Annotated in this window: 12 protein-coding genes; 10 read left to right on the top strand and 2 right to left on the bottom strand. The window is 26.3% G+C overall.

What is annotated here, in order from left to right; translation table 11 throughout:
* Nucleotides 1–183: 183 nt before the first annotated feature.
* Nucleotides 184–1,044, bottom strand: a complete 861-nt coding sequence (locus AC2A4K_RS14065; RefSeq protein ID WP_322503118.1) for a 50S ribosomal protein L11 methyltransferase — start codon at nt 1,042–1,044, stop codon at nt 184–186.
* A 219-nt stretch (nt 1,045–1,263) separates the two neighbouring features.
* Here AC2A4K_RS14065 and AC2A4K_RS14060 point away from each other — a divergent pair, with 219 nt between their 5' ends.
* The 9 genes from AC2A4K_RS14060 (at nt 1,264) to AC2A4K_RS14020 (ending at nt 11,816) form a co-directional block, all read left to right on the top strand.
* On the top strand, nt 1,264–3,021 hold the full coding sequence (locus tag AC2A4K_RS14060) for an SUV3 family DEAD/DEAH box RNA helicase (protein ID WP_322503117.1): 1,758 nt from the start codon (nt 1,264–1,266) through the stop codon (nt 3,019–3,021).
* 12 nt (nt 3,022–3,033) lie between these two features.
* Nucleotides 3,034–3,321, top strand: coding sequence for a DUF503 domain-containing protein (locus AC2A4K_RS14055; protein ID WP_322503116.1), 288 nt, complete (start codon nt 3,034–3,036; stop codon nt 3,319–3,321).
* A 504-nt stretch (nt 3,322–3,825) separates the two neighbouring features.
* Entirely contained in the window at nt 3,826–4,221 is a 396-nt protein-coding gene (locus AC2A4K_RS14050) for a hypothetical protein (protein ID WP_322503115.1), read from the top strand.
* A 376-nt stretch (nt 4,222–4,597) separates the two neighbouring features.
* A complete protein-coding gene (locus tag AC2A4K_RS14045) occupies nt 4,598–5,689 on the top strand; it encodes a hypothetical protein (protein ID WP_322503114.1) in 1,092 nt (363 codons plus the stop codon).
* A 121-nt stretch (nt 5,690–5,810) separates the two neighbouring features.
* Entirely contained in the window at nt 5,811–6,509 is a 699-nt protein-coding gene (locus tag AC2A4K_RS14040) for a response regulator transcription factor (protein WP_322503113.1), read from the top strand.
* On the top strand, nt 6,499–7,947 hold the full coding sequence (locus AC2A4K_RS14035) for a sensor histidine kinase (RefSeq protein WP_322503112.1): 1,449 nt from the start codon (nt 6,499–6,501) through the stop codon (nt 7,945–7,947). Before AC2A4K_RS14040 ends, AC2A4K_RS14035 begins: the two co-directional genes overlap by 11 nt.
* A gap of 323 nt (nt 7,948–8,270) precedes the next feature.
* Nucleotides 8,271–9,524, top strand: coding sequence for a hypothetical protein (locus tag AC2A4K_RS14030; protein WP_322503111.1), 1,254 nt, complete (start codon nt 8,271–8,273; stop codon nt 9,522–9,524).
* A 33-nt stretch (nt 9,525–9,557) separates the two neighbouring features.
* Entirely contained in the window at nt 9,558–10,778 is a 1,221-nt protein-coding gene (locus AC2A4K_RS14025; RefSeq protein WP_322503110.1) for a hypothetical protein, read from the top strand.
* 621 nt (nt 10,779–11,399) lie between these two features.
* Entirely contained in the window at nt 11,400–11,816 is a 417-nt protein-coding gene (locus AC2A4K_RS14020; protein ID WP_322503109.1) for a DUF86 domain-containing protein, read from the top strand.
* A 139-nt stretch (nt 11,817–11,955) separates the two neighbouring features.
* Here the strand turns inward: AC2A4K_RS14020 and AC2A4K_RS14015 are convergent, their stop codons facing one another.
* Nucleotides 11,956–12,738: an EFR1 family ferrodoxin gene (locus AC2A4K_RS14015; protein ID WP_322503108.1), complete on the bottom strand. Its 783-nt coding sequence runs from the start codon at nt 12,736–12,738 to the stop codon at nt 11,956–11,958.
* A 171-nt stretch (nt 12,739–12,909) separates the two neighbouring features.
* Here AC2A4K_RS14015 and AC2A4K_RS14010 point away from each other — a divergent pair, with 171 nt between their 5' ends.
* Entirely contained in the window at nt 12,910–14,427 is a 1,518-nt protein-coding gene (locus AC2A4K_RS14010; RefSeq protein WP_322503107.1) for an ABC transporter permease subunit, read from the top strand.
* Nucleotides 14,428–14,445 lie beyond the last annotated feature (18 nt).

Raw genomic sequence — 14,445 nt, 5'->3', positions numbered from 1 at the left:
ATTTATTTTCAGCTAGACCTTCAGATTTAATTACGCTCAAACAGAAAAGGCTTCTTAACGCTATTATTCTTAATTATATGATGCAATACTAAATGCTTATTAAGATGGACTTATGGTTCTAGCTAAAAATAAATACTAGTTTAAAATAAAAATAGAAATAATAATTATTTATATAGTTAAATTTTATTTTGAGAATATGGCTGTACACCATTCTTTAGTTTGGAATTTCTCATTAAGCTTAAAGCCTTTTGCTTCAACTTTCTCTCTAACCCAGTCAAAGCTCCATTCAACAAGGCCAGAAACTAGAAGCTTACCAGTATCTTTTATGTGTTCATCAATAAAATCCATAAACATTTCAGTTTCTTCTCCACCTATATTTATGAATATCCAATCAAATTTTTCATCTAAAGTATAGTCCTTATCAAGAACATTTCCTACAATCACTTCTATATTTTCTAATTCATTTAAAGAGGCATTTAAAAGAACTTCATTTTCTACATTTCTTATATCAACAGCCATAATTTTTGAAGCTCCTTTTACTCCAGCAGCAATAGAAAGAATTCCTGAACCAGTTCCTAAATCAAGAAGAGATTTATTTTTAAAATCTTCTCTTATTATGAACTTTAATATATCTTGAGTAGTTTCATGTAAACCAGTACCAAAGGCACCTTGAGGAGTAAAGAATATTACATTTTTATCTTGAAAATTTTCTGTTGGAGCACATAATACCCAGTTTTCGTTTAGGTGGATAGGAGCAATATAAAATTCCTCGAATTCATTTTTTACTTCATCAATTGAAGAAGGCTCTTCATTAAGTAATTTTGAAATTTGATTTTTAAAAGTTTCAAAGTCTTCTAAATTACCATCAAAAGCAACCTTTAAATCAACGATAACACCTTCTTTTTCAACATAACCATAACCAAACATATCAGTTGTTATATCTAAAGGGGATTCATAATAAACATTAAAAATATCATTGATTTGAAGTAACTCTATTTTTTCATCCACAAGTTCTTTTGGAATTTTGTAAGTAATTATAAACATTTATATATTTCTCCTTAGATTAAGATTTATTTTATCAAATTTTATGTACGTAGATATTATAGCATATTAAAAGTCTTGACTAATTTTTTTAATATTAAATCAATTATTTGAAGAAAATATTAGAAAGATAAAAATTAAATGATTTGTTATGTTAATAGAAAAAGATTACAATTAAGCTATAGGTTAAATAATAGAAAATTTTAACTTGGAGGAATTTTAATGAAAAAAAATGCAGCTCAAAGGGAGTATAAAAAGTTATCTGGACAGATAAGTCAAATAGAAAATATAGTAAGGCATTCAAAAGCTGGAGCGCTTTTTGAACATGAATCAACTTTAAGAAAAAAAATATTACAATTAAAAGAGATGAAAGACCACGGCTTAAAAGGATATGAAGCTCTTTATGATAGATATGAAGAATTATTAGAAGAAGTAGGTAAAAGAATTTTAGAAGGCTATAACAATAAAAATGGCACAAATTTTGATTTTTATGAGGTGCTTAGAAATAACTATAATGTATTTTTAAATTCAGGAATAATGACTCTTTTGGTAAAACATCATATTCCAGAATTAATATCAAGAGAGTTTGATGAAAAATTCCCAGCAAATCCAAAGGATGAATATCTTCATACAAGAAGATTAAAAAGAAAATTCTATCTTCATTTAGGAGAAACAAACACAGGAAAAACTTATACAGCTATGCAAAGGTTAAAAGAGGTAAAAAAAGGTGTATATTTATCACCACTTAGAATTTTAGCCTTAGAAAACTTTGAAAGATTAAATAATGAAGGCGTTAAATGTAATTTACTAACTGGAGAAGAAGAGATATTATTTGAAGATGCAACTCATGTATCATGTACTATAGAAAAAGCTAATATTCATGAAAGATATGATGTGGCAGTAATAGATGAAATACAAATGATAAATGATTCTCAAAGAGGATATGCTTGGACTAGAGCTTTGCTGGGATTATATTGCAATGAGATACATATATGTGGAGCTTTTAACGCTAAGAATATATTAAAAGAAATAATTGAAGACTGTGGAGATGAGTATGAAATTATAGAATATCATAGGGATATTCCATTAGTTGTGGAGGATAAAAGTTTTCATCCTGCGGATGTTCAAGAGGGAGATGCTATAGTTTTATTTTCTAAGAAAAAAGTTCTTCAAATGGCAGAACAATACTCACAAATGGGGATTAAATGTTCAATAATTTATGGAGATTTACCTCCAGAGGTTAGAAGAAAACAATATGAGGAATTTATTACAGGAAAAAATAAGATTTTAATAACAACTGATGCAATTGGTATGGGCGTTAATCTTCCAATAAAGAGAATTGTTTTCTTATCAATAAGTAAATTTGATGGAGAACAAATGAGAGAATTAACTTCTCAAGAGGTTAAACAAATTGCAGGAAGAGCTGGAAGAAAGGGAATATACAATACTGGATATGTAGCTACATATAGAGATAATAAAGAGTTTATTGAAGAAAGGCTTGAAGAAGAAGATATTATTATAAAAAGGGCTGTTTTAGGTCCATCAGATGCAATATTAGAAATAACTAGTCTACCTTTAAATGAAAAATTAGCCTTATGGAGTACGAAAAAAAGTGAGGTTCCTTACTATAGAAAAATGGATATAAGTGAATATTTAATAATATTAGAAAGATTAAAACCATATAAGCTTCTTGAGGAAATACAATGGGAACTTTTAAAGATTCCTTTTGATATATCTAAGGATGATTTAATGAATCAATTTTTAAATTTTGTAGATCAATTATTTTTAAATGATCAAGAGGAAATTTTTAAACCTCAATGTTATTCAGGAACATTATATGATTTGGAAACTTACTATCAAATGGTTAATATGTACTATTCATTTAGTAAGAGGTTTAATTTAAATTTTGATTTAGAGTGGATAGAAAATGAAAGACGTACTGTAAGTGAAGAAATAAATAATATTCTTATGAGAATATAAATAGGTGATTATATGAGAGTTTTAAATTTAAGAATAACTTTAAGAGCTTCTTGGGTACATTCTCTAAAAGAAAAAAGAATGGTAGTAAAGAGTATAGTTCAAAGATTAAAAAATAAATTTAATATTTCTGTTGGAGAAGTTGATGAACAGGATATTCATCAAACCATAGTTATAGGTATATCAGTTGTATGTGGAGATTCTAAACAAGTTGATTCAACCTTAGAACATTTAATAAGCTTTGTGGAAGAGAATACAGATGCAGAAATAATTGATATAGAAAGTGATAATTATATATTTTAAGAAAAAGCTATATTTTAAACTATGTTGCTTTTTCACTAGCCTTCAGACCTAACTTAATTTTAAGTGAAAATCAAAATTTTAATTTTGCGTTTTGAACTTACACCTTTGAATAAAATGAGATTGTATTCCTTTTTGATTACGTTTAAACAGAAAAAGCTTCTTAACGCTATTATTCTTACGTATATAAAATGAGACTTAATTCAGAGAGAGCTTATGCGAACTCTGAATCTTAGTCGAATTTATCTAGAGCGTAGGAACTCTTAATGACAGCTTGAATAAGCTGGAATCTTAGAGTTACTAGCTATAGGAGATGCAATACTAACTGCTTATTAAGATGGTCTTGCAGTTCTATCTAAAAATCAATATTAAAATAAAGCTTAATTAAAATATTAGGTTTTGTTATATGTTAAAAATGGAATTTTATATTCCAAAACTATATAAGTATAAGGGCTTAAAGAGAAGGAAAAACTAAAATAAAATAAACAAGCTTTAGGAGGAATTGATATGAACCCATATGAAGCGCCAGTAAATAATTATGTTTTAGTTATGCCTGAAGGAAGAGTTATTGGTTTTGAAGAAAGTGATATGGCTCAGGCCTATGTAAACAGATATTATCAAGAAAAAATTTCTCTTTATTGTGAAAAAGTAGATTTTTCAGAACTTGATATGACTGAATGGAAATCAACAGGAAGTATATGCAGTGTAGTTGGAGCTACTGAAGGATTATGTATTCTTTATAGGCTAGATGAATTCATAGCTAGCATACAGAAATCATCAATATTTGAGGATGAAAAGAATGAGCTTATAGCTAATTTAAGAGGAAAAAATATAAATCTAAATATAAATGATTATCAAATAGATGATATATTAGCTAATGTTGATGGAATAATATATCAATAAAAAAATAAAAAATAATGCATAATTTTATTTTCGCTGGGCAATATAATAATGTAACAGGGAGGAAGTCACGAGGGCTTTCCAAAGTTACAATTTGCATAGGCAAAACTTAACCTAACTTAATAATTAATTATTATTAAGGGTCGACAAGTGACAGCGAGTTTAGTCACACAAAGGAAAGTTGTGAGTTAAAATTTTAACTCACAACTTTCCTTTTTTATTGAAACTAATGAATTTAATCTAAAACAAGATATAGAATTAAATACAAAAGTACGCTAATATAGATTATAGGTAGTAAAATATTCTTTAAATTACATTTATTACATTTATTACATTAAATGAGTGATTTTAGAGAAAAATTAGTGTTTAAGGAGTACATATGAAGAAAAAGAGAAGTTTAAAAGTTTTAATTATGATATCTATTATGTTATTAGTTAGTGTGCTTATTTCTTGTGGAAGTATTAATAATGGATGGAAGGTTATTTCCTTAGAAGAAGCTAATAAAGAAAAGGAAGAAATAAAGGTTACAAAAGAAGAGAGTTTAAAATCAATACCTGACGGTTTAATCTATGATAAGACAGTACCTATTGATCAAAGTAAAATGATATATGCTCCTTATCAGTATATAGTAAATGATATAGGAGATGAAAAAGAGAGTATAGAAAATATTCAAACTGGTAAAGAAGTAACAGTAAATAAAGAAAAGTTTGGTAATGATAAAGAAGTTAAATCAATATTAGCTGGTGGGCAAGATGGATTCATTATAGGTGATTATGTAATAGTGTTTTTAAAGAATCCAAATTATAAAGAAAATAAAAATCATATTGGAGAGTTTAAAGAAATCAAATGGTATAATTTAAAAACTGAGGAATGGAACAAAATAGATCTTAAAGATGATATGAATGTAAGTACTATTATAATAGGATTTAATAATGATGAATTATTTACATTATCATATGATGTAAAAGGTAAAGAATTTGATGAAGTAAATGAAAAAATTTATTCATTAAACTTAAAGACTGCAAAATTAAGAGAAGAAAGTAATTTAGAAGTTAAAGGAGCTGCGTATTTAGATTACGAATATTTAAATGATAATAAAATCATATTTACCAATGTTCCTAATCCTAATACTGTAGTAAGAATATTAGATTTTAAAAATAAAATATTTAGTGAGTTAATGGACCAAAATCTATATTACACTAATGATTCAATTTATATGCTTAATGAAACTTTATCTCCTTCAAAGGATAGATTTTTTTATGAAATTGAACAAGGGGGAGTAGTTTCAGTTTGGGTATTAATAATTGGAGAAGATGATAAAGTTAAGGCTGAAGGAAAAGTATATGAGTATTATAAAGGAGATAAAACTCATATTAATTGGAGCAAAGATGGTAAAAAATTAGTTATAAGTGAGAAAATTAATTTTAATGGGGAAGCAGAAAATTATAAGATATTAGAATTTAATGAGTAGAATAAAAAAACTTCTATCTAGAGTTTAGATAGAAGTTTTTTATTTTGGTAAAGAGTTGATAACAATTGAAACTTCCTAATATAGTAAAATTAAAATGAGTCTTAATTTAAGGAGCGGATTTATGGAAGAAAGAATTTTAATAATTGAAGACGAACCAGATATTCAAAATATTTTAAGATATTCCTTTATGAAAGAAGGATTTAAGGTTAGATGTGTTGATAAGGGATTGCAAGGCATAGAGATTTTTAAGAGTTTTGATCCTAGTTTAGTTCTTTTAGACTTAATGTTACCAGATATAAGTGGTTTTGATGTTTGTAGAGAATTAAATAAATTGGATGCAAATATTATAATGCTTACAGCAAGAGATGATATTGTGGACAAGGTTTTAGGACTTGAATTAGGAGCAGATGATTATATAACTAAGCCTTTTGATATAAGAGAATGTGTCGCAAGAGTAAAAGTAGCCTTAAGAAGAAAAGATAAATTTTTAAGGGAAAATAATAAAAAACTAGTTAAAGATGAATTGATAATTGGAGATATTAAAATAAAAAGACAGTCAAGAAAGGTTTATTTAAATGAAGAAGAGATAAAGTTTAAACCAAAAGAAATAGAACTCTTATTGTATTTCTTGGACAATCCTAATATAGCCCTATCTAGAGATCAAATATTAGATGGTGTATGGGGAGATGAGTATTTTGGAGATTTTAGAACTGTTGATGTTCATGTGAGAAGATTAAGACAAAAGCTTAAAAATGAGGAAATAATAGAAACTATTTTTGGGTTAGGATATATGTTTAAGGGTGAAAAAGATGAAAGTTAAACATAAATTTTCAGGAGGATTTTTAATAATATTCTTAATTGCATTTATAATTTTAAACTGTTTCTTAAATAGAGCTTTTATTAATTATCATGAAAATAAAATTAAAAATGAAATGGATTCTTTATATAAAAGTAGTTATAGTGTCTTAAGATTATATTTTCAGGCAAATAACCTTGAAGGAAATAAAATAAATTTCAATAGATATATTCCTAAAATATCAAATAATATTAGTGAACAAGGAAACTGTCAAATTGATGTTTTTAATGAATCTTTAGAGAAAGAATATAGCTATTATTTGGATGAAATTTCTTTTAATTATGGAAAAGATGGAGTAGAAGATGTTTTAGAAGAGGCAAATAATAATAAGGCAGCTTTGAATATTTATAGAAATAAAAATCGTGTTACAGCATACTTAGCTTTTCCGGCTTATATTGATGAAAATTTTTTAGGTAATATACTTTTAAGCAAAGATTATTCAAAGGAATATTTAGATTTAATGGGGTTAATGAGCAATATAAAAATTATTGTTTTAATAACATTTTTGCTTGTATTAATTTTTACTTATTTTCTTTTTGAAAAGATAGTAAATCCTTTAAGCTATATAAAAAATTCCTTTAAGAGAATTGGTGATGGAGATTATAAGATAAATTTAAAAGTTAATTCAAAAGATGAGATAGGAGATTTAGCTAAAGGTGTAAATAAAATGGCTAATAAGATTGAAGAACAAATTGAGAAAATAAATGAAGAAAAGGAAAAGGTTTTAACCTTAGAAAAAACCAGAACAGAATTTTTCAATAATATTACTCATGAATTAAAAACGCCATTAACTAATATTTCGGGATATGCTCAAATTATGATGGAAGAAGATTTTAATGATGATGAGTTTAGAATATTTGCTTTAGAAAGAATAGATAAAGAAAGTAAAAGAATGCATGAGCTTATAGTAAGTTTGATTGAAGTTTCTAAAAATAAAAGTGATATAGAAAATAGAGAATTTGAAAATATAAATCTAAAAAAATTAATAGAGGAGTTATGTGAAGATTTTAAAGTTAAGGGAGAAAAACATGATATATACATTTCTAAGAATTTAGAAGATGTTGAGTTTATGTGTAGAGAAGATGAAATACGTAGAGTTATTATAAATCTTTTAGATAATGCAATAAAGTATTCAATAAAAGGTACTGAGATAAAGGTTAATCTATTTAAAAATAAAGAAGAAAGATATATAGAGATAGAGAATTTCAGTGATGAGATTAGCAATGAGGGATTAGAAAAAATATTTGAACCATTCTATAGAGAAAATACTAAAAAATCTAGAGAATTAGGGGGGAATGGTTTAGGACTTTATATATGTTCAGAGTTAGTAAAAAAATATAATGGAGATATTTCTTTTAGTTATTCTAATGATAAGGTGAAGGTTATGATTATTTTCAAATAGGCTATGTTTTAGTTGAGTGTTGATTTTTAGATATTCCCGTAGACTTAACTTAATTTTGCAAAGTATTGATATTATCTACTTCAGAATAATGTAATATTGAGTACTTATTAAGAGGATCTTACAGTTCTATCTAAAAATCAATACTAGTTAAAAAAATAGTCTTTAAATGAGATGTTATCTAGTATAAATTTTAGGGAATTATTATAAAAAAATAATTTTAGAAACATTTTGGAAATAAGATTTAATTTTTTAGAAAAAACTCCTGTATAAAATAAAAACAAAGAGTAAGGAAATAAAAGAGAAAATTTTAGAAAGGGGTATTTATGAAAAAGGGTAAGGTTTTATTATTAGTTTTAGCGGGAATTGTTACTACAGGTCTATTAATTAATTCTCTTATGAGATATGAAAATACTAATAAATACGGAGGAGAATTATATATCTTATCTAATAATGCTATTGATGACTCAGAAAATAATAAAATAAAGGTTCTTAAAGAATATGATTTTAAATTAGAAGAAGGATCTCATAATTATGAGTATTTGTTAGTAAGAGATGGAAAACTCTATTTAGAGACTAGAAATAGGGAGGGAGATATTTTAAAAACAGAGGAAATTATTTTTGAAGGAGAAAATTCTAAAAGAGTTGAAGTAGAAAATTTAAAAGAATCTCCAAACCTCAGAGATATTGAGTTTATTTTAAGTAACTGTGAATTTGAGGATTTAGGAAATGGAAAGTGGAGAGTTTTTAGTAAGGATTATGGAAAAGAAGAAGTAGTTAATATAGAAAAATTTAATAAGGATAAATTTGCAGAAAATACTCTTACGGAGTCAGAGGAGTATTATGTTTTAGAAAACTATTTGTTATTTTTAATGGATAGAAAGTTTTATTTAGGAGAGGGAAATGTAGAAAAGGATGGAGATTATAAAGAAATAAGATGGTACGATTTTGACAATGAATTTTGGGATAGTATTGAGGTACCTAAAGAAGTTTATTTAAGTGGAACTTTGATAGGAGTTGTAGATAGTAAAGTTTTTATGCTAGGAAATAGTATGAAGGGAGAACAGTTTTCAAGCAAAATTTATTCCTTAGATTTAAAAGAAAAAGTTTTAAAAGATGAAGTTGATTTATTGGAAAAAGGAGAAGCTTATTATGATTTAGCTTTTTTAAATAAAGAAAAAATTTTATTTCATGTTATGAGTAATAGTGGTGAGAAAATTAAAATGGTAGATTTGAGAAATAAGATTACAGCAGATTTATGCAATTATGAAATAGATGGAGAGAGATTCTTTTTATCACAGAAAGTATCCCCTTCAGGAGATAAAATTTTTTATCTTTCCCAAAATGGAAATAATATGGAAGTTAAAGTTTTGAAAATAGGTAATAACAAGGTTATAGCTGAGGGAAAAGTTTATGAATATGAATATAATAAGGCAGATTTAATAAATGAATATGGAGAATATTATAGTGATCCAACACCACATATTTTATGGAGCAATGATGGGGAATATTTAATTATAGGGGTAAGAGAACAAACTGGTTCTAGAATATCTAATATAAAGGTTTTAGAGATAAGCTAATAGTATATTAAGAGAATGTGAGAGTGAGTTTATATGAAAAAGGGAAATTTACTACAATGGCTTTTATTTAGTTTAGCTTTAATAATAGTAGTTGTTTTACTTGTAGATTTTAGAGAGGAAGAAAATAAAGGGGCTTTATTTCATAACTTTATTGAAGAAGAGAACAATTCTGAATTTCATGTATTAAATGAATTTAACTTTAAAGTTAATGATACAGAAGGAATTTCAGGTGAGTTAGTTAAGAATGATGAGAAATTATATTTACAAAAAAGAAATAATGATTATGAGATTATAGAAAAGTATAAAATTATATTTGAAGAGGGAACGGCTAAAAAAGTTAAATGTAATGACTTAAAGGATGAAACAATAAAAGAGGAAATAAATGAAGAAGAATATACCTATGGCTATAAATATGAGGACTTAGGAAATGGAAAAGGAAAGTTCTTCGATAGTGATTATAATAAAGATTTTCATGTTAATTTGGACAAGTTTAATAAAGATGAAATGGCTCAAAAAACTTACGGAGAATATGAGTATAGTGATATTATTGAAAATAAACTTCTGTTTTTTATAAGGAGAGATCCTGGAAAAATAAAGTTGTTTTCAGATGATGATAGTAGATATAAAGAAATAAGATGGTATGATTTTGAAAAAGAAATTTGGGATAATGTTAAAATATCAAAAAATCAGCATATTTCAAGTATTATAGGAATAGTTGATAATAAAATTTATTTGACAGGAACTAAAGAGTGGGGAAGTCAGTTTCCAAGCAAAATTTATAGTGTTGATTTAGAAAAAAAGAAGGTAAATGAAGAGAGAGGGCTACAGCATATTGGAGATAGTTATTATGATATATGTAGTTTAGACAAAGAAAATATTTTGGTTGAAATTGGCACATCAGAAGGAGGGAAAATAAGGGTTATAAATTTAAGAGAAAAAATTTTTTCTGATTTATTTCAACATGAATATTCTCAAGAGGTATGGCTAAATGAGATATTATCTCCAAGTAAAGATAAAATTTTTCATCATTTAAAGTATGATGGAATGGGAGAAATAAAAGTTATTGATATAAAGGAAGGAAAACCTAATGGTGCAATAAAGGTTTATGAGTATGAATCAAGTTCAGCCAGTAGTTGTGAAAGATATAAACCGCAAGTCATTTGGAGTAAAGATGGTAGGTATTTAATCATAGCTGAATATAAAACAGAAAAAAATGAAATATTTAATTTTAAAATTTTAGAATTTAATCAATAATTACATGCATATAATTTTAAAAAAAGGACAATATAATATTGTAACGTGGAGGAGATAACATTAGACTTAATTCATAATAAGTTCTTACTTCAATTGAATTTTAGTTGAATTTATTTAGATTCACCTCATTCCATAACTAATTTATGATAATGAGCATTGCTAAATAAAGATGTCTGCCGAAAGTTACATTTAAAAATCTTAGTGTATGGCAAGGTAAGGATTAATTTTCTTACGGAAGTGGCGTAACTAAGATTTTAGAATAAGGAAGTCTTAATCAGAAGAGATGTTTACTTTTACTGAGATAAGATGGATATATTCTAATGTATGGAAGCTCTTTGATGGTTTTAAAAAGATTAATCTTAGAGTTTTCATCTTAAATAAAGGTATTAGGTAGTTTAATTAATATGAGTTTGTTTAAATTATTTGGTGCTTTTATTTAATAGGGAAGGAGTAAGTTGTTTGTTTAGCATCTTACTCCTTTTTAATTTTATTTAAGTACTCTTAAAGCTAGTGTTGATTTTTAGAGATAAAAATTCAATGTTAAATATATTTAAAAGAAATAAATTTTAGAATTATGATATATAATATATTTAAGAAATACAAATGAGTAGGTGAAATAGTATGGCAGTAGATAAAAATAGGGTAAACAAAGATTTAAAATTTATATGTGAGAATATTAAAAAGCTAGAAATACTAAATAGATTAGAGGAAGATGCATTTTTAAAGGATTTTAAAAACATTGATAGTACAAAATATTTATTAAGAAGTTCTGTTGAGGCAATGGTGGATCTATCAAATTACATCGTTGTTTCAAATGGATGGGCTATGCCAGAGCATATTGAGAAAACTTTTAAAGTACTTAGTGAAAAAAATATAACAAAAGAATGTGATTTTGAAGATTATATGGAGTTAATAAACTTAAAAGATAAACTTACATTTATGTATGCTTCTATAGAAGATGAGTTTATTTTTAATGAGTTAAAGAAATCAATTATAAAGTTAAAAAAGATAAAAAACTCTTTAGAGAATTTAAAGTAATGCTCTGTTTTAGGTTAAGGTTGATTTTTAGCTAGATATGAAGAATTAAAAATCTACATTAGTTTAAAACATAACCTAAAATATAGGAAAATAACTTAGTAATAAGTAATTTATCTTTTTTACTAAGTTATTTTTATGTTTAATCTTTTCTAAGAAGTTCAGAAGTTTTTATATATGGATTTTTATATCTATTTTTCTTTTGAGTTTTATTTCCTATGTTTATGCATTTGTGAGGGCAATTATTTATGCATCCCATACAATCGCAACAGTTCCCTTCCCATTTAGGTTTTTCATTTATAATTTCTATATTTTTATTTGGACAAATTTTAGCGCAAATTCCACAGCCTGTACATAATTCGTTAGTATTAAAGTTTTTATCTTTATTTTTAAATTTATCTTTCCAAAGATTATAGAAAAGTAAATTTATCTTTGCATGTTTTTCTTTTAAATCTTTAGTTTCTCTATTAATTATAGAAAGCATGAAATTTTCTACTTTAAGATTATTTGAATCAATTACCTTCTTAGCATCTTCTTCTACTTTGGGATTTCTCCCCATTCTAATATAATTTGAATTAAGTAAGAATTTTTCACCATTAGATAGAGAAAGACCTTTAGGTGATAATAAAGTATTAATCATGGTAAAAGTTATACCTTTTCCGCCACCGGTACATTCAGCTGCAAAAATATAAACATCCTTATTTAATTTTAATTTAGAGATAAAATCGCTTACCATAGGAGGCAGTCCTCCAGCATAAATTGGATATACAAAACCTATTGTTTCTGCTTCATAAGAAAAATCTTTTTTATAAAAAGCATCAACTATTGAAATGATTTCGACATCTTTTAAATGAGTAGCAATTTGTTTAGCTGTATAAAGTGAATTCCCTGAAGTTGAGAAATAAAAGATTAAATTTTTTTTCATAAATATCCATCCTTATTTAAAAATAATTCATTATATTCATTTTATTCTTTAAAATACATAATTTCTATATAAATCCAAAATATAATTAATATAAAGCGAAATCAAAAGTTGACAATTTCGATGGGAATTAATATAATTTAAACTATATTAAAACGGAAAGAGGTTAAGCTAATGAAGAAAAAATTAATGTTATTATTTCTAACAATAAGTATTTTAATGACTGTATTAGTTGGGTGTAGCAATACTAACAATACTAGTAATAACATTCAAAAAAATAGTACTAATAAAGAAAAAATAACAGTAGCAACTTCAGGAACATATTATCCATTTACTTTTCTAGAGGGTGGAGAACTTAAGGGATTTGAAGTTGATGTATGGAATGAAATAGGAAAGAAATTAGGATATGATGTTGAGTTTAAAACAGCTTCTTTCAGCGGATTATTTGGAATGTTAGAGAGTGGAAAAGTTGATACAATAGCGAACCAAATAAGTGTAACACCAGAAAGAGAAGAAAAGTATTATTTCTCAGAACCATATGTATATAGTGGAGCTCAAATAATAGTTAAAAAAGGTAATGATTCAATTAAGTCTTTTGATGATTTAAATGGTAAAAAGGTTGGAGTAGACCTTGGAAGTAACTATGAGCAAATAGTTAAGGATAAAGACAAAAATGGAGATATTAAAGTAATAACTTATCAAAATACCGATGCGGCTTTTAATGAACTTTTACTTGGAAGAATAGATGCCGTAGTAATAGATAGGGTATCAGCTATAGCTGCTATAAAGGAAAAAGATTTAAACTTACAGTTAGCTGGAGAACCAATAGATAAGATCGAGAATGCTTACCCATTTGTTAAGAATGAAAAAGGTAAGGATTTATCAGCAAATGTTAATAAAGCTTTAGATGAGATGAGAAAAGATGGAACGCTTAAAGCTATCTCTGAAAAGTGGTTAGGAATGAATGTTACTGTTCCTAATAATCAAGAAAATAATAATCAAGTGATAAATAATAAAAATAATAATAGCATAGGTTTTGATTTTATGTATTCATTAGATTTAGTGCCTATGTTATTAAAAGCGGTTAATGTAACAATATCTTTATCAGTTTTTGGTATGATATTAGGATTAGTTGTTGGAATAGCTCTTGCAATGATAAGAATTTATAAAATTCCTGTACTAAAGCAAATAGCTGAGATTTACATATCATTCTTTAGAGGAACTCCTCTTTTAGTACAATTATTCCTACTTTATTTTGGTATACCACAGGTAATTCCTGCACTTCAAAATATGAGTGCATATACTGCAGCATTAATAGGATTAGGACTTAATGCATCTGCATATATAGCAGAGATATTAAGATCATCAATAGATGCTATAGATAAAGGACAGATGGAAGCATGTCTTTCATTAGGTATGACAAGAGCTCAAGCTTTAAGAAGAATTGTTTTACCACAAGCCTTTAGAATAGCTGTACCACCTTTAGGAAATATCTTTGTAGATACAGTAAAAGGTTCTTCTTTAGCATTTACTCTAGGGGTTGTAGAACTTTTAGCTAAGGCTCAAATGGAAGCTGCGGCTAGTTACAAGTTCTTTGAAAGTTACGTAGTTGTAGCGATTATGTACTGGATAATCATAGGCTTCTTTAACTATCTACAAAAGATTTTAGAAAAGAAACTTTCAGTTTATTAGTAAAGGGGGAGAGAAGTC

The sequence above is a fragment of the Clostridium sp. LIBA-8841 genome, from assembly GCF_057782475.1.
The sequence above is the reverse complement of the archived record's forward strand: the minus strand, read 5'-3'. Positions and strand labels throughout refer to the sequence as shown.